28 protein-coding genes are annotated in these 25,229 nt (G+C 43.5%); 20 read left to right on the forward strand and 8 right to left on the reverse strand.

What is annotated here, in order from left to right; translation table 11 throughout:
* The first annotated feature begins 25 nt into the window (after nt 1-25).
* Nucleotides 26-1,549, forward strand: coding sequence for a hypothetical protein (locus tag A5878_RS04955; protein WP_086294809.1), 1,524 nt, complete (start codon nt 26-28; stop codon nt 1,547-1,549).
* 351 nt (nt 1,550-1,900) lie between these two features.
* On the opposite strand, the gene A5878_RS04960 is transcribed toward A5878_RS04955, so the two are convergent.
* Nucleotides 1,901-2,740 (reverse strand): aldo/keto reductase, encoded by an 840-nt coding sequence (locus tag A5878_RS04960; protein WP_086294810.1) that lies wholly within the window; start codon nt 2,738-2,740, stop codon nt 1,901-1,903.
* A 135-nt stretch (nt 2,741-2,875) separates the two neighbouring features.
* Nucleotides 2,876-3,703, reverse strand: coding sequence for a manganese catalase family protein (locus A5878_RS04965; protein ID WP_005225417.1), 828 nt, complete (start codon nt 3,701-3,703; stop codon nt 2,876-2,878).
* Nucleotides 3,704-3,888: 185 nt separating this feature from the next.
* Between A5878_RS04965 and A5878_RS04970 the strand changes: the two genes are divergently transcribed.
* Nucleotides 3,889-4,830, forward strand: coding sequence for a magnesium transporter CorA family protein (locus tag A5878_RS04970; protein ID WP_086294811.1), 942 nt, complete (start codon nt 3,889-3,891; stop codon nt 4,828-4,830).
* Between the two features lie 72 nt (nt 4,831-4,902).
* Here the strand turns inward: A5878_RS04970 and A5878_RS04975 are convergent, their stop codons facing one another.
* The 3 genes from A5878_RS04975 to A5878_RS04985 all read right to left on the reverse strand — a co-directional run bounded on the left by A5878_RS04975 (nt 4,903) and on the right by A5878_RS04985 (nt 7,968).
* On the reverse strand, nt 4,903-5,754 hold the full coding sequence (locus tag A5878_RS04975) for a carbohydrate ABC transporter permease (RefSeq protein WP_010747711.1): 852 nt from the start codon (nt 5,752-5,754) through the stop codon (nt 4,903-4,905).
* Nucleotides 5,744-6,616 carry a carbohydrate ABC transporter permease gene (locus A5878_RS04980; protein ID WP_074534946.1) on the reverse strand — a complete coding sequence of 291 codons (873 nt, stop codon included), beginning with the start codon at nt 6,614-6,616 and terminating at the stop codon, nt 5,744-5,746. Before A5878_RS04980 ends, A5878_RS04975 begins: the two co-directional genes overlap by 11 nt.
* Before the next feature lie 92 nt (nt 6,617-6,708).
* Entirely contained in the window at nt 6,709-7,968 is a 1,260-nt protein-coding gene (locus tag A5878_RS04985; protein WP_086294812.1) for an ABC transporter substrate-binding protein, read from the reverse strand.
* 406 nt (nt 7,969-8,374) lie between these two features.
* On the opposite strand from A5878_RS04985, the gene A5878_RS04990 reads away from it, so the two are divergent.
* The 3 genes from A5878_RS04990 to A5878_RS05000 all read left to right on the forward strand — a co-directional run bounded on the left by A5878_RS04990 (nt 8,375) and on the right by A5878_RS05000 (nt 10,322).
* A complete protein-coding gene (locus A5878_RS04990) occupies nt 8,375-8,623 on the forward strand; it encodes a GlsB/YeaQ/YmgE family stress response membrane protein (RefSeq protein ID WP_005225422.1) in 249 nt (82 codons plus the stop codon).
* Between the two features lie 185 nt (nt 8,624-8,808).
* Entirely contained in the window at nt 8,809-9,210 is a 402-nt protein-coding gene (locus A5878_RS04995; RefSeq protein WP_086294813.1) for an Ohr family peroxiredoxin, read from the forward strand.
* A gap of 77 nt (nt 9,211-9,287) precedes the next feature.
* Nucleotides 9,288-10,322, forward strand: coding sequence for a YncE family protein (locus A5878_RS05000; protein ID WP_086294814.1), 1,035 nt, complete (start codon nt 9,288-9,290; stop codon nt 10,320-10,322).
* A 60-nt stretch (nt 10,323-10,382) separates the two neighbouring features.
* Here the strand turns inward: A5878_RS05000 and A5878_RS05005 are convergent, their stop codons facing one another.
* Entirely contained in the window at nt 10,383-10,727 is a 345-nt protein-coding gene (locus tag A5878_RS05005; protein ID WP_005234590.1) for a peptidase, read from the reverse strand.
* Between the two features lie 292 nt (nt 10,728-11,019).
* Here A5878_RS05005 and pepA point away from each other — a divergent pair, with 292 nt between their 5' ends.
* The 4 genes from pepA (at nt 11,020) to ytpR (ending at nt 14,209) form a co-directional block, all read left to right on the forward strand.
* Nucleotides 11,020-12,096 carry a glutamyl aminopeptidase gene (gene pepA, locus A5878_RS05015; RefSeq protein ID WP_034872382.1) on the forward strand — a complete coding sequence of 359 codons (1,077 nt, stop codon included), beginning with the start codon at nt 11,020-11,022 and terminating at the stop codon, nt 12,094-12,096.
* Between the two features lie 133 nt (nt 12,097-12,229).
* Complete coding sequence (locus A5878_RS05020; RefSeq protein WP_026008043.1) at nt 12,230-12,550, forward strand: thioredoxin family protein; 321 nt, start codon at nt 12,230-12,232, stop codon at nt 12,548-12,550.
* A 12-nt stretch (nt 12,551-12,562) separates the two neighbouring features.
* Entirely contained in the window at nt 12,563-13,024 is a 462-nt protein-coding gene (locus A5878_RS05025; RefSeq protein ID WP_005225429.1) for a universal stress protein, read from the forward strand.
* A 570-nt stretch (nt 13,025-13,594) separates the two neighbouring features.
* Entirely contained in the window at nt 13,595-14,209 is a 615-nt protein-coding gene (gene ytpR, locus A5878_RS05035) for a YtpR family tRNA-binding protein (protein WP_005225431.1), read from the forward strand.
* A gap of 68 nt (nt 14,210-14,277) precedes the next feature.
* On the opposite strand, the gene A5878_RS05040 is transcribed toward ytpR, so the two are convergent.
* Nucleotides 14,278-15,582 (reverse strand): S1C family serine protease, encoded by a 1,305-nt coding sequence (locus A5878_RS05040; protein ID WP_086294816.1) that lies wholly within the window; start codon nt 15,580-15,582, stop codon nt 14,278-14,280.
* A gap of 373 nt (nt 15,583-15,955) precedes the next feature.
* Between A5878_RS05040 and rlmH the strand changes: the two genes are divergently transcribed.
* The 7 genes from rlmH to A5878_RS05070 all read left to right on the forward strand — a co-directional run bounded on the left by rlmH (nt 15,956) and on the right by A5878_RS05070 (nt 19,630).
* Nucleotides 15,956-16,435 carry a 23S rRNA (pseudouridine(1915)-N(3))-methyltransferase RlmH gene (rlmH, locus tag A5878_RS05045; protein ID WP_060791768.1) on the forward strand — a complete coding sequence of 160 codons (480 nt, stop codon included), beginning with the start codon at nt 15,956-15,958 and terminating at the stop codon, nt 16,433-16,435.
* A 65-nt stretch (nt 16,436-16,500) separates the two neighbouring features.
* Nucleotides 16,501-17,238 carry a tRNA pseudouridine(38-40) synthase TruA gene (gene truA / locus A5878_RS05050; RefSeq protein ID WP_005225435.1) on the forward strand — a complete coding sequence of 246 codons (738 nt, stop codon included), beginning with the start codon at nt 16,501-16,503 and terminating at the stop codon, nt 17,236-17,238.
* Nucleotides 17,239-17,280: 42 nt separating this feature from the next.
* On the forward strand, nt 17,281-18,039 hold the full coding sequence (map, locus tag A5878_RS05055; protein ID WP_005234612.1) for a type I methionyl aminopeptidase: 759 nt from the start codon (nt 17,281-17,283) through the stop codon (nt 18,037-18,039).
* 87 nt (nt 18,040-18,126) lie between these two features.
* Nucleotides 18,127-18,225 carry a type I toxin-antitoxin system Fst family toxin gene (locus A5878_RS17340; protein ID WP_074534955.1) on the forward strand — a complete coding sequence of 33 codons (99 nt, stop codon included), beginning with the start codon at nt 18,127-18,129 and terminating at the stop codon, nt 18,223-18,225.
* Nucleotides 18,226-18,569: 344 nt separating this feature from the next.
* On the forward strand, nt 18,570-18,737 hold the full coding sequence (locus tag A5878_RS17810) for a PTS glucose transporter subunit IIA (RefSeq protein WP_016610017.1): 168 nt from the start codon (nt 18,570-18,572) through the stop codon (nt 18,735-18,737).
* A gap of 258 nt (nt 18,738-18,995) precedes the next feature.
* Nucleotides 18,996-19,286, forward strand: a complete 291-nt coding sequence (locus A5878_RS05065; protein ID WP_086294817.1) for an AbrB/MazE/SpoVT family DNA-binding domain-containing protein — start codon at nt 18,996-18,998, stop codon at nt 19,284-19,286.
* Nucleotides 19,280-19,630, forward strand: coding sequence for a type II toxin-antitoxin system PemK/MazF family toxin (locus A5878_RS05070; RefSeq protein ID WP_086294818.1), 351 nt, complete (start codon nt 19,280-19,282; stop codon nt 19,628-19,630). Before A5878_RS05065 ends, A5878_RS05070 begins: the two co-directional genes overlap by 7 nt.
* Before the next feature lie 315 nt (nt 19,631-19,945).
* On the opposite strand, the gene A5878_RS05075 is transcribed toward A5878_RS05070, so the two are convergent.
* Nucleotides 19,946-20,353, reverse strand: a complete 408-nt coding sequence (locus A5878_RS05075; RefSeq protein ID WP_373270289.1) for an Lrp/AsnC family transcriptional regulator — start codon at nt 20,351-20,353, stop codon at nt 19,946-19,948.
* 120 nt (nt 20,354-20,473) lie between these two features.
* Here A5878_RS05075 and A5878_RS05080 point away from each other — a divergent pair, with 120 nt between their 5' ends.
* The 4 genes from A5878_RS05080 to A5878_RS05100 all read left to right on the forward strand — a co-directional run bounded on the left by A5878_RS05080 (nt 20,474) and on the right by A5878_RS05100 (nt 25,209).
* Entirely contained in the window at nt 20,474-21,019 is a 546-nt protein-coding gene (locus A5878_RS05080; protein ID WP_185953313.1) for a cysteine hydrolase family protein, read from the forward strand.
* Nucleotides 21,020-21,334: 315 nt separating this feature from the next.
* Nucleotides 21,335-22,258 carry a peptide-methionine (S)-S-oxide reductase MsrA gene (gene msrA, locus A5878_RS05090; RefSeq protein WP_086294820.1) on the forward strand — a complete coding sequence of 308 codons (924 nt, stop codon included), beginning with the start codon at nt 21,335-21,337 and terminating at the stop codon, nt 22,256-22,258.
* 349 nt (nt 22,259-22,607) lie between these two features.
* Nucleotides 22,608-23,969, forward strand: a complete 1,362-nt coding sequence (locus tag A5878_RS05095) for a hypothetical protein (protein WP_005225442.1) — start codon at nt 22,608-22,610, stop codon at nt 23,967-23,969.
* A gap of 16 nt (nt 23,970-23,985) precedes the next feature.
* Complete coding sequence (locus A5878_RS05100) at nt 23,986-25,209, forward strand: amidohydrolase family protein (protein WP_008379093.1); 1,224 nt, start codon at nt 23,986-23,988, stop codon at nt 25,207-25,209.
* The last annotated feature ends 20 nt before the right edge of the window (nt 25,210-25,229 follow it).

Below are 25,229 nucleotides of genomic sequence, written 5' to 3' on the forward strand. Positions count from 1 at the left end.
TCTAAAGAAGAAAGGAGCAAAGTGAATGCAAGTCGCTGCGAAAATAAATTCAACCGACGAGAAAGGTATTAAAAACCTCTTTCGCAACCATAAAATCTTTTGTTTGTGTTTCTTTTCTCTTGCCATCTATCATATGACCAGTTGGCAAGTATCAGCAGTCGAAGTACCAACCGGCCAGTCTCAAGGCGTCTTAGCCGACATCTTCAACAGCGAAAGGAATACCCCAGAACCCACAGAGCCACTCACTGAACCATTGCTAGAAATCGTCACAGAGCTACCCGATTCAGAACTAATGATTCCCTTTTTTGAATTGATTTATGCAGTGACACCAAGTGAGGGGGAAATGCTGAAAGAAGTCTATGTCAATGTGAACGGTGAATATGATCGGCATTTGTATCAAAGAGCGATAGGAGAGCCAAAGTTCACGGAGCGAACATTTGGTGAGGCGAGGCTTTTTCTCTCTAGTGACCAACAGGAAAGTAAATTTGAATTGGTCGCCGTCGATAGTAGTAACAAAAGGACTTATTATCCCATAGAGCAGTCATTTTGGTTATCGGAAAATCCCGAGCCGCCGTTGCCGACTATCGCTGATGTAACGACGGAAGATTATTATGGGGAAGAAGTGACCTTCATTAACAATCGGCTTCATCTCCAATTGAATAATGAGAAATTCGTGCAAGAAAATGAAGTGAATGCCGAAAAATTTTTAGATGATTTGCTTGATGAACTTGCATATTACGACATGGTATTGATTGCTGGTCCAGACAAGAATGCCCGAGTAACGATTCAGTTAAAACAAACTCCTTATAGAGAGCTTAATAGATTTATTCGTGATTTAGAAACATTTACTGAGGATATTGTTACCGATGGAGAAATTGAAGAAATGACTTTAGCAGCAGCAGAACGATTACCGAGGACAGAGGAACCTGTCAATCGTTCTGTAGAATTCAAACCAGAGATGCTAAAAATCGGCTGGGTACCAGGTTTGTTTTTCCGAAGATATCAGGACAATGTAGTAGGTTTCAAGCTGCATGAAGAAACCACATTTTTAAGTCCAGAATCATTTCCTGAAACTTATCTCAGCAAGGCACTGATAAACGAAAAAATCGATGAAGCTGTTGCAGCGATTGGCGGCGTTCGTTTAGAAGAAAATCGACTTTCTTATCCTTATGTGCAAATAGCTGTAGGAGGAAATACACCAAGGAATTTAGTGAAGAAAGGGCAACAACTACTGACGAATTATCCCGAAGTCTTTTCAAAAGGGTATGTAATAATCAGAGGAAGGCAAAATAATTATGGCTATACTACCACAGCCGAATACAAACGACGATGGCGTGTTATGAGCACCTTTGAAGAACGGAACTATCCTATCTGGGCGACCATCAATAGGAATGGCACAGTATCATCCATATACAAAATGGGCTTAAGAGGGCTGCCGACTATCGTGAAACTACTAGGAGGCGCCGGTCTATTTTGTGGCATTCTGAATTTCGCCATCTTCATTTACCGAAAAAGACCTCCTCGCAAGAAACACGAGTTTTGGGGATAACGTTCATTGATTGGCATGTGGAAAGTCCTTTCAAGCTGAAGGAGAACGGGGGAAACGCTGTTGTCTTTAAGTGTCGAAACAGTGAAGGACAACCTTCTTTCGAGAAACCAACATTCGATTAAAAGCTGTGATGAACGCCTAGCTGACGCTTGTCGCCTTTAAGAAAATCGAAGTGCTAGCAAGGGAATTTCTGCCAAAAAGAATATTTTGATCGTACGACTTTGATCCACGCAAAGCTAACCACTGGAGCCTTGGTTACATAAAAAACCTCTCAAAAGCAGCTGGTCGCTGATTTTTGAGAGGTTTTGTCTACCAAGAGATAGCTATGGTGTTTTTTCCAGTTGAAATTGTTTATTCAAATTCTTCATACTCATTTGGGTCTTGACTATCGATGCGGCCGTCTGCTTTGTTTAACTGATTGATTTGATTGATTTCATCTTCAGTCAGTTCAAAGTCGAAGATCGCAAGATTTTCTCGTTGATGGGCGAGGTTTCTTGATTTTGGAAGGGGCAAAATGCCACGATCCACATGCCAGCGCAAGATGATTTGACCAGCGGATTTTTGGTATTTCTCAGCTAATTCAGTGATCAGTGGTTCTTTCAGGGCATCGCTGCCACGACCTAATGGGCTCCAAGCTTCCGTTACGATGCCGCGCTTTTTGTTTTCTGCGACCATCCGTTCTTGGACCCAGTAAGGATGGATCTCAATTTGATTTAGTGCAGGGGTCACACCAGTTGCTTCAATGATGGCATCCAAATGTTCTGGTTCAAAATTGGAAACGCCGATGGAACGGATCAAGCCTAATTTTTGGGCGGTCACTAAGGCTTGCCAAGCTTCGACATATTTGCCGCGTTTTGGTAATGGCCAGTGGATCAAAAAGGCATCGAAGTAGTCGAGCCCCATGCGAGCAAGGGATTCTTGAATGCTGGTTAAGGCATCATCATAGCCATGGTATTTTCCTGGTAATTTTGAGGTGATATAAAATTCTGAACGTGGGATACCAGAGCGACGGATCGCTTTGCCGACAATGCCTTCATTGTCATAATTGGTTGAAGAATCGATCAAGCGATACCCGTCGGCGATCGCTGCTTGCAGCTGGCTCAATCCTTCTTCACCGCGGATCTGATAGGTACCGATACCCACTGCGGGGCGTAAATTGCCGTCGTTTAATGTCAGTAAAGGTGCTTTCATAAAATGATTCCTCCTTTTCTTTTCTACATTCTACTCTAACGCTTTTTTGACAGGAACGTAACCAACTTGCTCAAGCAGACAAAGAAAAAAGAGCAACGGTTTCTGTTTCAGAAACAATTGCTCTTTTTGATCAAATTATTTTTCAGGCGGTGTGCCATACATTTTTGGTGTGACTTGATCGAGTTTTGGCGCTTTTCCTTCGACTTTTGGTTCGTCTAGCCATTGGTATTCGCCTTCACCATCAAGGGCTTTGCCTTTCGCCCAAGAGCCTTCTTTGCTTTGGTCGCCTTCTGAGAAGTTATAGAAATCATAAGCGATATCTAAGCGTTCGTTTTTGCGGTCAAAGGTAGTCGGCACTAAAATTGAGCCTTCGTTTTCTTCCAATTCTTTCACGGCAGCTGCCCAGAGATTTTGGTGGTAGCTATCACGCGCTAATAAGACCGAAAGTAAGTCTTTGACCCCACGGTCATCGATCATTTCATAGATGCGTGCTACTTGCAGACGACCTTGTGATTCCGCATTTAAGTTGGCACGGAAATCAGCAAGTAAGTTGCCACTAGCAATGATATACGCACCTGACCATGGATTGCCGACGCTATCAGCAGGACGTGGTCCTAAGCCGGCAACGATGGCATGTTGCGGATTCATTCCAGAAATGATCGCACCGATCGTTGGGTCTTTTTTCATAGCCGCTTCTTGATCTTCCACAGGTGCACCTTCCAGTAGACGTGCAACCATCGTTGCTAACATTTCAACGTGTCCAAGCTCTTCAGTAGCGATATCCATTAACATGTCTTTGTATTTTTCTTCCCCACGGCAGCTCCATCCTTGGAATAAGTATTGCATGGCAACACTCATTTCTCCATATTGTCCACCGATTAATTCTTGAAGGTATTTCGCAACTAACGGATTTGGTTTTTCTGGTTTAGCTTCAAACTGTAATTCTTTCTGATGACGAAACATACGATTCCTCCTAAAATTTTTTATTGGGCCCATAAAAAGTTTCTCATGAATCGAAACGTTCGTCTAATAAAACGCACTTTGCCAAAATGAAAAAAGCATTGAAAAGAAAAGCCATTTATTTTGACAAAAAGCCTGAAGCGTTAGATAGTTAAATTAAGAGAGAATTAGAAAAGGAGCGAGTCACCATGTTTCAGTATTACAAAATGGAAGACCGAAAAATAAGGAAATCTTCGGAGGAGGATTACAATTGGCTAGTGGTTTCTGGCACAGATCCAGAGGAACAACGCCACTTGTTAGATAAGTATCAACTGCCCGAAGATATTTTTATTGGCGCCAATGAACCGGAAGAAGTGTCGCGGTTGGAATACTTGCGCAACACTAAGTTGAATCATCCGATTCTCTATACCCTGATCGATTTATCGGAAGTGACTGAGGATCGAATCGAAGACCGTCTTGAGCCTGTGACTTTTATCTACACCAAAGATCTGTTGATCACGTATGTCTCTCATCAATCCAATCTGATCAAACGATTGATCGAAAAGCATGAGCAAGACATTCAACGGTATGAAGATATTGTTGCCTACTCGACGCTGATGATCTACACCCATTACATCAAAGGTCTGCAGGAAATGAAGAAACAGATTGATGCACTAGATGAAGCAGCCCGTAAAACGACGGAAAACAACGAATTGTTTAATTTAGCCGATACCGAACGAGACATGGTCTATCTGGATCACACCTTGCGGGACCAAAACCATACTGTCGATCGTTTGATGGATCGCAAAGAATTTTTGGATCGTTTGGATAATGAAGCACTCGTTTATGACATCAAGCTGCGGCAGAAATTTGCCATGAAAATGGTCACCATCTATCGCGACTTGCTAGAAACCATCGGTGGCTTGTTCTCTGATATGATGGACAACAATCTAAACCATCTGATGAAATACTTAGATTCTGCGGCATTAGTGGTGGCTGTGCCGTCCTTGATCGCGGGGCTATGGGGGATCAACACCGGGGGACTGCCAGGAAAAGACAATGCCATCGGCACGATCATTGTCTTTGGTTTGGCTATATTAGTCGGCATTTTAACTGCCGTCTACTTGTCACGAAAAGACTTTTCAAAATAAAAAGCGCCGCTGCTCTGTTGCACCATTCATCCATAAAAGGAGAAAGGTGTGACGAAGCAGTCGGCACTTTTTTTATTTTAGTCCGCTGTCTAAATTGCTATCGAGAATCCAGCGCTGAAAGGCGAGGAAGACCAGCAGCAAAGGCAAAATGGAAATTACCGAGGCAGCGATCAAAATCGTCCAATTGATATTTTCCGCACCCACCAAGCTGCGGATCGCCACTTGCAAGGTGTATTTTTTCGGATCATTCAAGACGATCAAGGGCCAGATATAATCATTCCACCGCCACTGGAAGGAAAAGATCCCCAGTGTCATAATGATTGGTCGGGCAATCGGCAGCATGATTTTCAAAAAGATCATCCCATCCGAAGCGCCATCGATGCGGGCTGATTCAATCAGATCGTCAGGAACGGAGACGAAAAAGGTTCGGAACATAAAGATACCTGTTGCTGTATTGATGGAAGGGATGATGATCCCCAATAAGTTATCATATAAGCCTAGCGAACGAATGACAGAAAACGTTGGGTTCATGATAACTTCCGTCGGCAGCATGGTGGTGGCGATGATACAGATGAAGAAAAAACGCAGCCATTTGGCATCGTATTTTGCAAAGGCATAGCCACAGGCGGCGCTGACTAGGATCGTCAATAAAGTGGTGACCACCGCTGAAATCAACGTATTATTGAAGTAACGAAAGAAATCCAATGTTGTCCAAGCATCAATAAAGTTTTGAATGGTTGGATTTTCAGGAATGATTTTCAAGGGATAAGCAAATAGTTCAGTCCCTGGTTTAAAGGCACTTAATAAGAACCAAAGTAGTGGGAAAAGGTACAGCAGGGAAGTGATGATCAGTGCCAGCGTTAAAAAAAACATCGCTGACTTTCTTGTGACAGGTCGTTTGGTTTTGATGGTCTTAGATGTCATTCTTGCCGCCTCCAATCTTCATTTGTGCTAAGCCTAACAGTAAAAGAATCACGAAAAGTACCATGGAGGCAGCACTGGCATAGCCGACCCGCATTTTGTCAAACCCAGTCGTATAGATATATTGCACGATCAACATGTTGTCGGTTCCTGGACCACCATTGGTCAGCGATTGCACGAGGGCGAACTCTTTCATAGCGCCGATCGAAGCCAATAAGATGACCATAAAGGAAGTCGGCCGCAGCATAGGCAAGGTGATGTAGCGTAATTTATGCCCAAAGCTGGCGCCGTCGATCTCGGCAGCTTCATACAATGAGCGAGGGATATTTTTCAAAGCTGCAGTAAATTGCAGCATGTTAAAGGCAGTCCCGCCCCAGATGGCAGCCAAAATAATGACAGAAAAGGCAGCATTCGAGTCGGTAAACCACGGGACAGTTGGTTGTCCTGCTTGCTCTAGAATAAAGTTGATAAAGCCAAAGTTTTCACCAAACAGCCATTTCCAGATAACCCCAGCGATGATCCCAGAGATAGTCCATGGTAAGAAAAAAATGATCTTTGCGAGAAATTTGCCTTTCGCCAGCTGACTGTTCAACATCAAAGCGACGGCGAGAGAAACGACATAGATGCTTGGGACCAGAATGATCACATAACGAAATGTACGAAATAGTGCTTTATAGAAGCTGGCGTCTTGAAACAATTCTTGATAATTCGCCAAACCGATAAAATTGGCTGTCGCAAAGCCTTTATAGTCGGTTAACGAGTAATAAAGTCCTAAGAGTGCTGGAATCAAAAAGAAGATAATGAACAAAATGATGCTTGCGCCAGTGAATAGCAACGGCCATTTGTTTTTTTGTAAAGTACTCACAGAAAATTCCTCCTCCGACGATCGTATCAGCAACAAAGAACCCGCAGTCTGCAAAAAGTCAGACTATGGGTTCTTTGTGGTTGAACGTCTGTTTATTTCTTCAAAAACCCATCATTGTAATCCTTGATCGTCTTGTCGATTGCCTCATCTAATGTAATTTCATCATTTAATACTTGCACGATGGCATCACGGTAAGCCCCTGTCAATCCAGTGTAGCCTTTCATACTCATCGTCACTTGATCGGTGGTTTGCTTGCTGCTGATTGGTTGAGCAGCGGCTGCGATCTCTTGGTTGTAGATTTCATAAGCATCCTGGCCTTGTTCATAGTCGACCGTCAAATCTTCCACCGCAGGTAAGTAACCAGCATAGGTACAAAGCTGTTTGTAATTTTCTTCTTCGTACAACCATTTGATGAATTTTTCGCCTTCTTCACTGTTTTTACTATTGTTGAAGCCAGTGATGAAGTTGCCGCCCATATTGACCGCGCGGGTCTCTTCATAAGGAGAATAGGTGGATTGCCAGTTAAAGTTGCTGATGTTGGTAGAAAAATCAACGATCTGCCAGCTGCCAGAAAAGTAAGCTGGAACACGGCCGCTCTTGAACATAGCAGAAGCATCTTCTCCAGAGGTCCAAACCGATTTTGGCATCACTTCGTCATTGTTCAAATCAACAAATTTTTGCAAAGCCGCTTTCGTAGCATCATCGGTCGTGTAAGAATCACCGCTGTCATCTAAAAAGAAATCTTGTCCCCCGTATTGATAGGTGAAAGCCCGTAAACGGTGATCCGACGCGTCCATGACCATACCGTATTTGGCATCGGTTTTTTCAACGACTTCATTGATCGCGGTTAAAAATTCATCCCAAGTCCAAATGTCCTCTTCCGAAGTGGGGTAGGTCACACCAGCTTCGTCAAACAAATCCGTATTGATAAACAACCCAGTGGCAGTGACATCAGAAGGAAGTGCTTTGACGACATCTGCTTCATCTTTGATCATCATCGATTCCAATGTTTTTGCCTCACTGGCGATGTCCGATAGATCCATCAGATAGTCATTCCAGTCAGGTTGAACGGTAGAAACCCGCACGACTTCTGGCGCATCATCCGCTTGAACAGCTTTGGTGATCTTTGTCAGCAAGTCTGCATAAGGCACGTCGGTGACTTCGACAGTTACACCAGTTTCTTCCTTGTATTTTTCCGCCATTTTCGAATAAGCGCCGCCTTCACTGGTATCTCCAGAAACGAACATACGAATCTGCTTGTTCTCGCTGGCACTGTCACCACTGCCGCAGCCAGCGACCCCTAACATCACTGCCGCCAAAGACAAAATTGAATACCCTATTTTTTTGTTCATTTTGTTCCTCTCCTTTATTGAATGATTTTTGTTCAAAAAAACGTTTCCAATCGAAAACGATCGAAACGTCCCCCAATGAAAAATAGCTGAAGTACTGAAATGATAGCAGTCCTAGGACTGATCGAGGAGTGAAAAGTGCCAATTATCTGACAAAATAAGAGTGGTTCTCCCTCAGTTTAGCGGATAAGATGCAAAATACAAAATAAAACGATTTCAAAAAATGCACCAATACTAAAAAAAACGAATTAAAGCTCTTACAACGATAATTAAGAAGTGCTGATAAACGTTAATATAACAAGGTTTGAGAATTATTTTTGCAAATTGAGTGCAAATCTTTTGTCTAAAACGGGGATTAAGCGTAACATAATATGTGTAATAACTACTTAAAAGAAAGAAGGAGAAAAATATGCATTGGTTATGGGTATTAATCGTAGGAGCTATTATCGGTTTGATCGCCGGAGCTATCACAAATAAAGGTGGATCAATGGGTTGGATCGCCAACATCGTTGCAGGTTTAGTAGGTTCAGCTATTGGACAAGCGATCTTAGGTTCTTGGGGTCCATCACTTGCTGGAATGGCAATCGTCCCATCAATTATTGGTGCGGTTATTGTAGTTGCTGTTGTTTCATTCTTCTTAGGACGTTCAAACGGCTAGTCCATTCAGCAATTGTTTTCATTCATTTATTTCGGGTAGCAATTACCTCGAATAGACAGGCAAATCCAGAGTTTCTGGGTTTGTCTTTTTTTGTTTTTTAAAAGGATGCATAAGCAATCCTTTTGTCAGATTTGAAAATTGTCGTTACACTTGAAGTAGGTCAAAAAAAGAAAGGAAGAGGTTCAATGAAAAAGCAATATGAAACAGCGATGATCAATCGAGGCGGACGTGTCGGAGAGGTCGAAGCACCAAACGGTAGTTTTCATCTGAAAATCGACAAGCCAGGTCTTCATAGTGAAGGGACCAATCCTGAGCAATTATTTGCCGCAGGCTATGCTTCATGCTTCAACGGTGCCGTACAGCATATGCTGAAAGAGCATAACATCGAATCCGAATCCGAAGTTAAAGCAAGAGTGTCTTTGTATCAGCATGAGGACGGTAGTTACCAAATCGGCGTGATTTTAGAAGTATCGTTACCAGGCATTGAAAAAGCCGAGGCAGAGAAAATCGCAGAAGAAGCCCACGATTTTTGTCCGTATTCTCGTGCCACTCGCGGCAACATTGATGTCGAAGTTCAAGTAGTCTAAGCATTATTACGAATAGACAAACAATAAGCGGTTGGTAAATCAACCGACAAGAGGGAATTCATCAAGGAGGTCAATCAATGAGACAAACAGAGAGCTTGCTGCTTTTGGGTGTGTTTGCGGTTGGCCTTTTTGTGGTGTACTGGCTAAAAAAGCACCGACATACACGCCACAACCAAGCACTGGCAGCCCAGCTGAAGCGTTATCCCAGTGTGCGGCAAGCGTGGCTGGCAGCCGGGGCGAAAAGGGAAGCAGTCCTTTTGGTTCCCGGTTTAAAAGAAGCCACTGCCGCAGTGGCAACGACGGCAACGGCGAAAGCAGAAACGAGGCTGCACAAGCATGCAGATCAATGTCAGGCAATGACCCCACAAGGGGTGGCCGTTTCAGAGGACTATTTGTTCATCTCAGCGTATTGTTCGCAGCAGGAACATCACTCACAGCTTTATATAATAGAAAGAACGAGCGGGCGGCATCTGAAAACGGTGGTTCTGCCAAAACGCCCCCATGTCGGTGGACTAGTCTTTGATCGAGCAACGCAAATGCTGTGGCTAACCATTACAGGGAAAGGAATGGGGCGCGTGGCGTGTGTTTCTCTACAAGCACTGCTGGAAGATGATTCCTTGGCAACCAATCAGCCTATCGCTTATCAGCAAGTCATCGAATTGGCAGGCATCACTCACAGCTCCTATTTGGCAGCCGATGGCGGTGAACTTGTCTCAGGGACCTTTGCCTTGAAACAAGGAGGCGAGGTGGCGAATTATCCGTTGTCTGTCCTTTCAGACAGCGGTCGCAAAGCGCCTCCTCGCATCAAGCCTCGTAAGAGAAGGGTCACCACCACGAAAGTCCAAAGTATCGCCTTTACCACTGAATACATGTTGCTGGCACGTTCTTTTGGACCAGGGTCGGCGGAGTTATGGGTCTTTTCAAAGGATGCAACGGTGCTGACCCGCAAACATGCGTTGCGGCGCATCAAGTTTCCCCATTACCTTGAACAGATCGTGGTAGAAAAAGGGCAGCTGTACTGCTTGTTTGAAAGTGGGGCATGGGCGTATCGGCAAAAAGGCGGCAGCATCGATGAAGTCGTAGTATTGGATCTTGCGACCTTGCTCCAGTAAAAGCACTGCTTAAAAAGAAAAAAGACCAGCCTCTTAAGAAGCTGGTCGTAAGTGCAGTGATTATTCCACGATTGCTCGTTGGATATCTAAGACGGTGCCTGTATGAGCATCTGCCAAAAATTCATAGGTGACAAGTTGCCCGTCTTCGGTGCGGGTGATGCCGCCAGTATATCCTTGGGAAGTGATCGCAAATTTGCGCAAAGGTTGTTTTTCGAAATTGATCCAAGAACCTTCGATCGGTCCTTCTTTGATAAATGCTGCTTTTATATTGTCTAAGACATCATCGGCATTCATGGCTTGCCTTTTCTTCAACCAGATCGTTGAAAAAATCCCTCCTGCAAAGCCAAGACCTAAACCGATGGTCAGTCCATTTTTAAAATAATGCAATGGATGCTCATTCTCCATCTAATGTCCCTCCTAAAGTAAGTTTTCCCGAATGTTTTGATCTCGGTGAAAGCACAGGTTCTCTTAACAATAGTTTACCATAGTTTAGAAATATTCTATAAGAAAAATAACCAACAATAGAAATTTGCGCTATAATAAAGAATGTCAGTAGGAATAAGGAGGAAGAGAGCACATCCGTTGTTTCACCCAAAAATTGCTGGAAAACACAGCAACAGCAAGCGTTGCTTTTTCAAAAAAAGCAGCTTTGTTTCTTTAGGGCAGCAAACAACCGATACGTGTTTCTCGAATGATCATGGAAGAAAAAACATTTCAACGCATCAAAGAACTAACGGAGTTACAAGGAACCAGCGGGTTTGAACACGACGTGCGAGCGTATATGCGTGAGGCGATGACCCCCTTGGTGGACGAGATCCAACAAGACGGCTTAGGCGGCATCTTCGGTTTGCGTCACCACCAAGAAGCAGATGCCCCACGAGTGATGTTAGCTGCTCACATGGATGAAGTTGGTTTCTTATTGACGACGATCACCGATCGCGGCTTATTCAAAGTCACTCCTTTGGGCGGATGGAACCCTTATGTGGTTTCTGCTCAACGCTTTACATTGAAAACAGCAAAAGGCGATTATCCATGTGTTTCTTCTTCAGTACCGCCACATTTGTTGCGAGGAAGCAGCGGTCAAAAAAATGTCGAAGTCACAGATATTTTGTTTGATGCTGGGTTTGAATCAAAAGAAGAAGCAGAAAGCTTTGGGGTACGTCCTGGCGATACGATCGTCCCACAAGTGGAAACCATCAAAACAGCCAATGGGAAAAACATCATCTCGAAGGCTTGGGACAACCGTTACGGCTGTGCAGTCGTATTAGAAGCTCTTGAAGCCTTGAAAGAGGAAACGTTAGGCCATACGCTGATTGCTGGTGCCAACGTTCAAGAAGAAGTCGGCTTACGAGGTTCTCGTCCGTCTGTGACGAAATTCAAGCCAGACTTGTTCTTTGCGGTCGATTGCTCGCCAGCAGATGACACAGTCACCAAAAATGGTACCTTTGGTCATCTAGGAGCCGGGACTTTGATGCGAATCTATGATCCAGGCATGATCATGTTGCCACGGATGAAAGAATTCTTGTTGGATACAGCAGAAAGCAACAATATTCCTTACCAATACTTTGTTTCAAAAGGCGGTACCGACGCTGGTGCGGCACACATGGCAAATGAAGGGATCCCAAGTTCAGTCATCGGTGTTCCTGGACGTTACATCCATACTCACCAAACCCTATTCAGTATCGCTGATTTTGAAGCGGCACGGGAAATGGTGATTCAAGTCTTGAAAGGTTTGGATCGTTCAACTGTTGATACGATCTTGGCTGGACAATAAGCGAGAACGAACGAAAGCAAAGAGACAGCCATCCGTTGTCTCTTTTTTTCTGCAGGGCTTTGCAAGATCAGCATGTCAGTTGGTAGTCCCTGAAAGAAAGGTGTATACTGAAAGAAAAGAAAGTGGTGAGTATTTGATTATTCCAAAAGATTTAGCAGAGTTAGCAACATATGTGGAGAAAGGCAAAAATGTCTTCTTTTTCACCGCCGATTGGTGTGGCGATTGTCGATACATCAAACCGCAATTGCCTGAGATCGAAGCGGACTTTCCAGATCTTCAATTTATCGAAGTCGACCGTGATGAATACATGGATGTAGCGGTTGAATGGAACATTTTTGGTATTCCTAGCCTCGTCGTTATCGAAGACGGCAAGGAGCTGGGACGGTTAGTCAACAAGGATCGCAAAACCAAAGAAGAGATCGAAGCCTTTTTAACCAGCGTACAATCAGCATAGGAGGGGAAAAAGATGGAAGCACAAAGATATCAAAACATTTTAGTAGGGATCGACGGTTCAGATCAAGCGATGTCTGCCTTCAAAAAAGCAGTGGAAGTCGCTCGTCGAAATCAAGGGAAGGTCTATGCAGCAACGATCATTGATCAGCAAGTGCCGACCATGATGGGCTATGCACCTTTGGATAGTTCCATCTTAGAACAAGAAAAAGATACGGCGAAAAATCTGATCGACGACTGCAAAGCTTACGCAAAATCAGTGGATTTTGATCTAGTAGAAGGCATCGTCGCATACGGCTCCATCAAAGATGCCCTTGCCACTCAATTACCAGACCAATACGACATCGATTTGATCATGGTGGGGCAATCTGGGCTGAACGCAGTGGAACGCTTCATGATGGGGAGTGTCGCCAGCTTCGTTATCCGTGAAGCTCGGTGCGACGTGCTGATCGTATCGCCTGAAGAAACCAAAGCGTAAGGTCTTTTTTTGAAAAATAAACTTGTCGTTGCCGAGTTCTTTTCCTTAGAGAAGATGGCAGCAAAAGAAGACAAGGGTAAAAAAAAAGTTCCTGAGAACCAGCGATGTTTCACTTGTTAGCAAAGCATTGGCTTTCGCTGATAAGCTGCAGCTGGTTCTTAGGTTTTTTTGTGCTCGTTTTGAGGGAAGACATCTGTCGCTGTTGTCTTGTTTCGTAGGTAATAGTGCCAAACAGAAGTTTTTAGAACCAGCGTTTATCGACTCGTTAGCAAAGCAGCGTCTTAGCTAATAAGCCGCAGCTGGTTCTTAGTTTTTTCCTGTATACAGTTTTTGGATAACTTATTGTTGCCTTCTTTCGTAGAGCTTAGTTCTACCAGCAAGTTCTTCAGAAGCCGCGGGTTCTGCTCCTTCGTCAATTTTCAACCTAAGCCAGCAGAAGTTGGTTCTCAGGCGTTTTTTGTCTTTGAAAATAAGTAGAATTTCAAGGAAAACAAAGAAATTCCATGACGGATGCCGAAAAATTTGTTAAGATTATGGGCGGAATGTGTAAGTACCTAAGGAGGAAAAAACGTGATTTTTGCTTATAACAAAGAATATGTCAGTGATACACTGCTTGCCATCACAGCAGATGATAAAGGATTAGAACAAACCGTCGAACGCAAAGGCAATGTTGCCCAAATCAAAAATGAAGAAGGCACGATCGTCGGCTGGAACTTTTTTGCGATCTCAGAAGTGATGACGATCGAAGGACGTGGCCAAGTGACATTGACGAAAGAACAAATCCAACAATTGAACACCATGATCAAAGAAGCAGGATTCAGCGAAGAACTGCCTGCAGATACGGAACCAAAAATCGTCGTTGGCTATGTGAAATCTTGTGTGGAACATCCAGACAGCGACCATCTGTCTATCACGGAAACAGAAGTTGGAGATGGAGAAGTCTTGCAAATCGTCTGTGGTGCTGCCAATATCCGTAAAGGCTTGAAAGTGGTTGTCGCAAAACCTGGGGCAATGATGCCAGATGGCTTGATGATTTGGCCAGGGACGCTTCGTGGCGTAGAAAGCTTCGGAATGATCTGCTCTGCTAAAGAACTGCATTTAGAAGGTGCACCAATGAAAAAAGGCATCCTTGAGCTGCCTCAAGATGCCGTTGTAGGTGAAGCTTTTCCAGTCGGTAAAGCCTAAAAAAATGAACTGCCGCTTCCTGTTTTTGCGGCAGTTCATTTTTTGATTGTTTTGATTGGTTTTGGTGATTAGTTGCTGCTGTCTGTTGATTGTTCGTTGATCGACGTATCAACGGAAAGTTTTACTTCTGCTGTTTTTTCTTCATCGCCACGATAGAAGGTTACAGTGATCGTGTCACCGACTTTGTGTTTGTACAACGCAGATTGCAGATCCGTTGTTGTGCTGACTTCTGTATCATCGATCTTCGTGATAACGTCATATTGTTGTAATCCTGCTTGTTCTGCTGGTGTTGCATTGTTGACTGAGTAGATCACAACGCCAGAAGTTACGGATGAAGGAACTTTCAAGATTTCTTCTTGTTGTTGTGATGTGATGGAACCTAAATCGATCGTTTGGATACCTAGTGCAGGGCGAACCACTTTGCCATCTGCTTCTAGTTGATTGATGATTTCAACGACATCGTTACTTGGGATCGCAAAGCCCATCCCTTCGACACTAACACCTGAAGCAGAGCCAGATGTGCTGGCGATTTTACTTGAGTTGATCCCAATCACTTGACCATCAACGTTGATCAGTGGACCACCTGAGTTCCCTGGGTTGATCGCAGCATCCGTTTGGATCGCATTGATGCTGATCGTACCACCAGATTCGTTTTGGCTTGTTACTTGACGATTCAAGGAAGAAACGATCCCTTGTGTCACAGAGTTTGCGTAGTCAGAGCCTAGAGGAGAACCAATCGCGATGGCTGGTTCGCCGACTTTCAAGGCACTTGAATCACCAAATGTTGCGGCAGTCGTCACATGCTCTGAAGAGATTTTCAATACAGCTAAGTCTGTGTAAGCGTCAGTACCGACCAATTCAGCTTTGACTTTCGTACCGTCTGCTAAAACAACTTCTAAACCGTCTTGACCTTCTACGACGTGGTTGTTGGTTACAACATAGGCATCGTCGCCATCGATTTTGTAGATGACCCCACTCCCTTCAGAAGAAGCTTCTAAAGCACTGTCGTCGTCGCTTTGGCTATCGCCTTCACTTTGTCCGCCTTGCTGACCAAAGAGGCTGTTCCAATCGTTGCTTTGACTTTGTTGTAGATTAATGATGGAAACGACAGAATCTTGTACTTTTTCAACTGCCTCAGTGACATCGCTAGTCACATCAAGTTTTACATTGGATACTTGGGTTTGTCCGTTAGAATCTTGGACCCCGCTGTTGGTCGTGGTTTCTGGTGTTGAAGTCAAAGAGGAACCCATTGCCAGATACAGACCGCCGAAGGTCAATAAACCGCCGACCATACCGCCTAAAATCCCAATACCTAATCGTTTTAATAAACCAGGAGAAGTTTTCTTGCCTGGTGTGACATATTTTCTTGCCATTACTATTTCCCCCTTAATGAATAATTCGTTATAATCAGTATATTCCTTCTATCTGAGATTAGTCTACTAAGAGATTTTGAAAAAAATATGAAGAAGTTGCGTAAGAATCTGTTTCAAACGATGAAATTTTCTTCGCAAAACCCGTTCATTTTTGAATAAAAATAGCAGGGGAATCTGGGGAGAAGCAAAGGTCTGTTTATCCACAGTGTGTGGACAAACTTGAGAACTTTGTTTGGATGGATGAAGAAACCCTTGAAGTGTCGCGGTTTTATAGATGGGATAGGAGAATTTCAAAGAAAGTCAAAGTGTGTAAAAGGTTGTGGATAGCATTGTCCACATTTTCATAAAATAAGGGGATAACGAGGAGGAACCTATGAAAATCAAAATCGTCACAGTAGGAAAACTAAAAGAAAAGTACCTCGTTCAAGGAATCAACGAGTACGCCAAGCGATTGGGGGCATACGCAAAGCTTGAGTTTGTCGAAGTATCGGATGAAAAAGCACCAGAAACCTTGAGTGAAGCCCAAATGCTGCAAATCAAAGAAAAAGAAGGACAGCGCATTTTAGCCAAAATCAAAGACACCGAATACGTCTTTGCCTTAGCGATCGAAGGCACTAACCCCACCAGCGAAGCCTTCGCCAAACAAATCGATCAACTCGGCATCCAAGGAAAAAGCCAGCTGACCTTCGTCATTGGCGGCTCCCTAGGCTTGAGTCAAGAAGTCATGACGCGCAGTGATGCCAAGATCTCCTTTGGCAAAATGACCTACCCCCACCAACTCATGAAACTGATCTTATTGGAGCAAATCTATCGTGCGTATCGAATCAATACGGGGGCGCCTTATCATAAGTAAATACCTCAAGCAATAGAATAGAAAAAACTATCCACCGATAGTATCGGTAAAAAGGAGCAACAACCATGCGAAATATCAAATTAACGATTGAATATGACGGCAAGCGCTACTTAGGGTGGCAACGACTAGGAGATTCTGAAAAAACGATCCAAGAAAAAGTTGAAGGGGTCATCAAATTATTGACGGGAGAAGAAATTGAGATCGTCGGTTCTGGTAGAACCGATGCGGGCACGCATGCTCGAGGACAAGTGGCGAATTTCAAGACGACCCATCAAATGAGTTTGCCAGAGATGCAGCAGTTCTTTAACCGCTATTTGCCGCAAGACATCGTCGTCAACAAGATTGAAGAGGTGCCTGAGCGCTTCCATGCACGCTATCACGCCAAAGGCAAGCAATACAGCTATTATGTTTGGAACAACGCGATCCCATCAGTCTTTGCTCGCAATACTAGTTTTCATTGCCCGCAGCCCCTTGATTTGGAAAAAATGCAGCAAGCGGCTGAGAAGTTGATCGGCACCCATGATTTTATCGGCTTTTCTGCATTGAAAAAATCAAAAAAATCAACGGTGCGCACGATCGATGAAATCACCATCACACCAGAAGGCGACCTATTGCGGTTTACCTTCAAAGGCAACGGCTTTTTGCATAAAATGGTCCGAATCTTGACAGGCACACTGATTGCCATTGGCGATGGCACACTGCCACCAGAAGTGATCGATCAAGTGTTAGCCGATAAAGTACGACAAGCAGCTGGTGAGACAGTGCCTTCTCATGGCTTATTTCTAGATGAGGTGTATTATTAAAAGAAACATGGTAATGGCTATTTAAGGAAAGGAGATCATCTATTGATCACATTAAAATCCCCACGAGAGATCGAACAAATGAAAACTTCTGGTCGTATCTTGGCAAGTATTCACGAACAGCTACGGGAAAAAATCGTTCCCGGTATCACCACGAACCAAATCAACGCCTTTGTCCATCAACAGATAGAAGCTGCAGGGGCAACAGCCGCGCAAATCGGGTTTGAAGGCTATGAATTTGCGACGTGTATCAGTGTCAATGAAGAGATTTGTCATGGTTTCCCTTCAGAATATGTTTTAAAATCAGGCGATGTCGTCAAAGTCGATTTTTGTGTCGATTACAAAGGGGCAATCTCTGACAGCTGTTGGACGTATGCGGTAGGAGAGATTTCACCAGAACATCAAGCGCTGATGGAAGTAACGAAAGAAGCCTTGATGAGAGGCATCGAGCAAGCACAAGTCGGTAACCGTGTCGGCGATATTGGTTATGCGATCCAAAGCTTCGCTGAAGAAAAAGGGTATGGTGTCGTGCGGGACTTTATTGCTCATGGCATTGGCCCAACCATTCACGAAGAACCATTCTTTCCTCATTTCGGCTTACCAGGCAAAGGAATTCGGTTGAAAGAGGGCATGACGATCACTATCGAACCGATGATCACGACCGGCACTTGGCGCATGAAGATGGACCCGAACGGCTGGACAGCACGCACCATTGACGGCAGTTATTGTGCCCAATATGAACATTCGATCGCCATCACCAAAGAAGGTCCAGTCATCATGACGTTGCAAAAGGAAGAAACGTGAACATCACTTAATGTCTTTGAAAAATAACTGTGTGTAATTTCCGTAATATGAATATTTTCTACTCCCCCTGTGGAGGGTGTAGTGTATATGATTTATCTATCGTTGGTTGTCGCACCAATTGTTGTTGGTATAGTCATCGAACTATTTTCTCACTGGTTGGATGAGAAAGACAAAGACGATAACTAAGCAAGTTGCTATCCAACTCACATGCTAGCAGTCGCAACTAGCATAAACAAGGCGCTCCCTTTCGTCGCGGTTAGGGAGCGCCTTTGTGCTGCAGTGCTATAAACTTTCTATCGTTTCGCAAGGTTATTATATCACAGGAAAAATAAAAAACTACCCGTGATATCCATTCGAATAGATAAAGAAAACCTAATAAATTTGAAATTTAATTACCTCTACTTCTATTTTCCGAAATATGGATGGTAACCCCCACTTGAGGTATTACCGTGAAAAAAATAGTCTATAGTGGGAGTTACTGTTTTCTCTTTTTTTTAAATAGAGAAAATTTAAATTAAATGTACATGTAAGTGATAAATTCGGATAAAGTAAACGACCCAGTATTTTCTGATAAAGCCATGGGTGACGGTTTTGCAGGTATTCCTATTGAAGAAATTATTGGCTTCCTGATTAGTGGGAAAGTTAACTATTTTTTCGAACTAGCTATGCTATCGAATATAGAACACATGAGGGAATAAGTAGGGGAGGGACAGCAATCCCTGTTGTTTACTACTTACTTGCATCCAAATATTGTTAATACCTAAAGAGCGTATCAACGTGGTTATAATCAAATCGTTTATGTCAGTCATTGTCCTGCAATTTGACATTTCGGCATACTACAAATTTTTATTAGCACAGCAGTGTAAACTTGTAAGAACGATTCTTTTTAATGGAATTTAGGTGAATCGACCAAAAAGGATAATTATGTATATACTCTGTCCGATATATGTTATACTATGTATATACAGAAAGAGGTGTCGCGCATGGAAATGTTACCTGTAAAAAAATGGGGCAATAGTAACGGTCTTAGATTGCCAAAGTACATTATGGAGTATCTTGGCATTCATACAGATGACAAAGTGAAGATAATACAAGAAGAAGTAAACGGGCATAAACGGCTAATCATCGAAGCGGCAAATGTAGAAAACGAGTTAACGATTGAAGAGTTATTTGAAAACTACACTGCTGAGAGAAATCATGTGGAAATTCAACATTTAGGTGAAGCAGTAGGGAATGAAAAATGGTAAGAAAACCTAGACAAGGGGATATTTTGTTATTGGATACAGCTCCTCGTGCTGGACATGAACAAACGGGAAAAAGGCCCTATATTGTTTTAAGTCATGACATGATTGCAGATTATAGTAACGTTGCCACCGTTGCTCCGATTTCGAGTACAAGTAGAAACTATCCGTTATATGTAAGTATTAATCCAGATTATGGCATGAAGACAACAGGAAAAGTATTGTTGGATCAATTAACGACAATTGATTATGAAGCCAGAGCATGTGTTTTTTTGGAAAAAGCGCATGAGCACTTGGTTGATGAGTTATTGATGAAAGTTAGAACAGTATTTCAAAAAGTAAGTAGATAAAAACAGCATGCTCATCTTATCGATGTTGACCATGCTGTTTTCTTTTATTCTATAAACGCTTTGTCTCGTAACATTATACGCCGTACAATCTTTGAGATACTAGCTCTATTCCCGTGATCCTGAACGATACTTATATAAACAAGGCAACGGGGGGCGCTTTTGTGTTTGCACTAGCAATCTTAATACTTTGTGCTTGGCGATGGTTGAATTCGGCACGCTGCTGCTGGGCATCATTGCCAAAATTTCGGCGATTGAGTCTTCGATAAATTTATCAAGGAATCTAATGAATGGAGGACTAGCCCACAGCCGCTAACATCAAACATCCTCATGATTGAGTTTGTCAGCCACAAAGGTTTCTACACTATACCTGCCCCATTTTGAGAGACTCTCTATAAATAAAGGGAAGGTTACATCTGTAAAATGACTGACCAAGAGATAACAAGCTTGACCTGAAACTTTATGAAAGACCTCAATTTCTTTGTATTGATTCACGAAGGCTTCAAAAGCTGTATAGCGATTTGAATCCATAAAAAACCGGATGTATTGCGTACTTGGGTAGTTTACTACAATACTAAATCGCTGAATGATTCCCTCATCTTGCAATTTCAAGATCCGATTGCCCACGGCTTGTCCCGTCAGGTGGACCATTTCGCCGATTTCTTTGTTCGATAATTTGCTGTTTTGTTTCAGGATAGCTAGGATTTGTTCATCGATGATGTCCATAAGGGTTCCTCCTTTCATAATGAAAGTAAATTGACTTTATCTTTTTCAAGAGACGCTTTGTTGTAGGGTCATATGTATTTATACTGGATTATAACAAATAAGAAAAGAAATGGTGATTCTATGAAAAAAGCTTTAGTAATTATTGATGTCCAAAATGACTATTTTAAAGAAGGAAGAATGGCCCTTCATTCCCCTGAACAGGCGCTTGCAAACATAAATAAACTAGAAGCATCTTTTATCGAAAAGCAACTCCCGATCATCTATATCCAACACATCAACGATCAAGAAGCAGCTGATTTTTTTGAACGAGGGACCAAAGGCGTACTGCTGCATGAACAGTTAAAAACAACGCATTCTTCTATTATTATCGAAAAGCACTTTCCTAACTCGTTCATTGAAACAAATTTAAAAGAGACGTTAGACTCTTTAGGTGTTCAACAAGTCATCATCACTGGGATGATGACGCATATGTGCATCGACTCAACCACAAGAGCTAGTAAAGAGCTCGGTTATCAGCCCATACTGATTTCTGATGCCACGGCAACGAAAACATTAACATTTGAAGCACACGAAATTCCTGCAGAAGCTGTTCAACGAGCGTTTTTATCGGCCTTGGAAACCTTCTCTACGGTGATGAAAACCGATGACTATTTAAACGGATTGTAGAAAAATTGCGTATTTACTAACAAAGGCAAAGGTTCATTTGCATTGAGTGGTTCTTGATCACTCTTTGAGATAGGCAATCCTATCTCATTCCGCTTCAATGTTTCTTTAAAAAATGAATGCCCAGTTGCGTACCCACCAATGATACTGAGCTGATCCCTCAGAGGATGAATAAGAACTAACCCATACAAAAGCCAAAAACGTTCGAGGATTTCTCTCGAACGTTTTTTGGGCATCAAATTGGGCGAATCGGCGAAACTATGGTACAGTGCAACCAAACAAGGAGCGAGAGTCGCTCCTTCATGAGGCAAAGGGGCAATGGTGATGAAGCAAACAACGATGGCGTGGCTGTCAGAAATCTATAATTTGATCTTGCATCCTGGCACGAGACAGTGGGAACGAGAACAACTGGTGCAAGCAAAAAATACACTGGAAACCCAGCTGGCGACCAAACAAAAAGCAGGCAAACACGAAAAGGAATCGTCAAATAGCCTTGAAGACCAACAGACTAGACGGGTTTTGGAAAAACTAGAAGCGTCGTTGCGTCCGTTGGCACTGAGAAACAATCTGACCCCGAATGTCGCAGAGTTTTATCAAACAATCAGCCAGTCAGCACCGAAAAAGGCAAAGAATGAAGAAACAAGCAAAGTCCAACCAGCAGAAGTTTCCGTGGAGCCGAACGAAACAGGTGGAAAAGCACAAGAAGTGGCTATTTTTGCTGGCGGCTGCTTTTGGTGTATGGTAGAGCCTTTTGAAGACCAGCCGGGCATTCTTTCCGTCTTGTCGGGGTATACTGGGGGAACAGTCCCGAATCCGACGTATGATCAAGTACTAAGCGGAACAACAGGGCATGTCGAAGCGGTAGAGATCGTTTTTGATCCCAAAATCATCACCTATCAGGACTTGTTGCAGTTGTACTGGCAAGTGACAGACCCGACAGATGCTTTCGGACAATTTCAAGATCGCGGCAATTTTTATCGCCCAATCATTTTCTATACGACTGCTGAACAGGAAGTGCTTGCGCAAGAAGCCAAAAAGGAACTAGCCCAATCTGGTTATTATCAGCAACCCATCGTGACCGAGATCCGCAAGGCCACACAGTTTTGGCCAGCGGAAAACTACCATCAAGCATTTTACAAGAAACAGCCAAAGCGCTACCAGCGGATCAAGCGAGCGCGCAAACAACTGATGCTTTTTTATCGGCTGAAACGCTGGACAAACCGAGGAAAAAAACGATCATAAACAGAGGATCACTAAAAAAAGCGGGGCTCCGAGAAAAGGGGAAAAGAATCAAATGAAGGCTCTTTTCTCCACAAGCCGCGCTTTTTTCTGCGCTTTTAGCCAATTGGATAAAAAACGTAGATTTATTTTAGAATAATGTCCAAAGAAAGCGTTAACAACAAGAATTATAATAGAGAAAGAAAAAGTGGCGAAAAAGGTCGAAAAAGCAGGTGTCTTTTGCTTGATTCCTTTCTTCGAGGAAAGAAGGTGGGAAACACCAGAGAAAAATCAGCGGAAAAATCAATCGGCAACACCCCATAGCAACACAACATTTATTATATGAAGGTTCATATAAGTTAGGAGAAATGTGATGAAAAAAAAGGGAACGTTCGTCTCACTGTTTATGGCTCTCATTCTTTTTATCTTTTCAGAAAGAACAGTGTTTGCGGCAGAAGCGATCAATGAGATCGTCGCACCAACAGGAGTTAAAGCATTTCTAGTACTGATTCCATTAGTGTTAGTGCTGGTTTTGCTCTTTAAAAAAGTAGATATGATCATTGCTGGCTTGATTGCTGGGATCTTGGCGATGATTATTGGCGGGATCAGTTTAGCTGAAGCCAATTCGCAACTGTTGGAAGCTATTCCGACGATGTTGAGTATTACGGTGCCAATCATCAATTCCGCTGTAGCGATGGCGGTCTTCAAAGCGGGCAGTTATACGGCGGCCTTAACCTTAGCCAAAAGAGGAACCAAAGGAAAAGTGGAATATGTGGCTGGTTTTATTGTCATCTTATTGGCAGCAGCGACTTATATGTCTGGAATCGGCGGCGGGAGTGCGATGGTGATCGCACCGTTAGCATTTGCGGCAGTTGGGGTGGTACCCGAATTGATCGCAGCGATGTCGTTAGCGGCAGCGGTCTCCTTTACGACTTCTCCTGCCTCTTTGGAATCTAGTATCGTGTCTGAACTAGGCGGTTTTAGTGTCGCTTCTTATGTCGATCAAATGCGCCCATTTTGGTTGTTATTCGTTGGTTTGGCGATTTTATTGGCATTCTTCGGGACCAAGCGTCGTCATCTGGGCTTCAAAGAATCAGCCAACCAAGAGTACGAAAACAAAAGCAATGGCGAGTTATTCAAAACGACACTGCCTGCGATCTTCTTGCTTTTTGCGGTCATCTTTGGCCCGTTGATCAATGACCTGATCGGCTTTGTCCTCTTTACACCGCTAGTTTATATGGTGGTCACGTTAGCGTTGATTTTTGTTTGTACCGACTTTTCCATGAATCAATCGGTGGAAGCGATGGTGGACGGATCCACGTATATTTTGACCCGCTTGTTCCAAGTGGGGATCTTTTTAGCCTTCATCAACGTGATCGCTGAAACTGGGACGTTTGCTGTAATTGCAGGTGCGGCACAAAATGCCCCCGCAGCGATCGTCGTTCCCGTGGCGATCTTGACGGGTGTCTTGATTGGGATTCCCGCAGGTGCCTATGTCGGCTCCGTTTTAACACTCGTGCTACCAGTTGCCGTTTCATTAGGCTTCCCAGTCTTAGCTCTTGGCTTTGTAACGATGGGGGTTGGCCTCGGCAGTCAAATGAGTTTTGTCAACATTACGATGCAAGCTTTATCTTCTGGTTTCCAAATTCCGATTCTGGATGTAGTCAAAGGAAACGTGAAGTGGTTGAGTTTAGCAGCCGTATTATTATTAGTCATCGGCTTAGTGTTTGGCTGATGGATAGGAGGAAAACATGGATTTATTGATCAAGCAAGCACGTCTTGAAGACGATGCAGAATTAGTAGACATTGCAATTTCAGAAGGAAAAATCACCGCAGTTGCACCCAACATTGAAGAATCAGCAGCAACAACGATTGAGGCGAAAGGCAAAGTGGTGATCCCTGGATTGATCGAAAGCCATATCCACTTAGACAAAGCCTTGATCGCCGATCGTGAGCCCAATAATTCAGGAACATTGCAAGAAGCGATCCAAGTTACGGCAAAGCTGAAACCGACCTTTACCGAAGAAGACATTTATGATCGGGCGAAACGCGCATTAGAAATGCTGATCGTACATGGCACGACTGCTGTGCGCACCCATGCCGAATTTGATCCAGCACAAGGCTTCACTGGATTTGACACCATCATGCGCTTAAAAGAAGAATACCGAGACCTGATCGACATTCAGGTCGTTGCCTTTCCGCAAGAAGGGATTTTTAAAGCCCCAGGGACGGATAAAATGATGATCGAAGCGATGGAAAAAGGCGCCGATGTCGTTGGCGGCATTCCTTACAATGATGCGCCAGCCAATGAACACATCGACTTGATCTTTGAGATCGCCAAACAATTTGACAAAGACATTGACTTGCATCAGGATTTTGCTGACGAAGCAGACGATACATCGATCGTCTACCTGTGTGAAAAAACCATCGCAGAAGGCTACCAAGGTCGGGTATCTGTAGGACATTTGACTGCACTGCACGCCATGGAACCGGATCAGCTGGCAGAAGTTATCGATTTGATGGTCAAAGCCCAAATCAATGTGATGCCGTTGCCTGCGACCGACTTGCATTTAGGTGCTAGAAACGATGCCTACAACGTTCGTCGTGCCGTGACACCGATTCGCAAATTACGTGATGCCGGTGTGAATATTTGCTTAGGCAGCAACAATATCCGAAACGCCTTTACGCCCTATGGCAATGGGGATTTGATCCAAATCGCTATGCTGGCTGTGCCAGTGGCACACTTAGGCGGCGCCGATGACTTGCCGACAGTCTTGCCAATGATTACGACCAATACCGCAAAAGCATTAAATATCAAAGACTATGGGATCGCTGTTGGCAACCGCGCAGATTTGATTCTTTTAGATACCCAGAGAAAAGCCGATGTGCTGATTGACATTCCTGAACGTTTGGTGGTCATCAAAAATGGCCGCATCACTGTGGAAGTCAAAAAAGAAGTGACGATCCACCGCTGATGACAATAATTGAAACTTAA

It is taken from the genome of Enterococcus sp. 3G6_DIV0642, from assembly GCF_002140635.1.
Taxonomy (GTDB): domain Bacteria; phylum Bacillota; class Bacilli; order Lactobacillales; family Enterococcaceae; genus Enterococcus_D; species Enterococcus_D casseliflavus.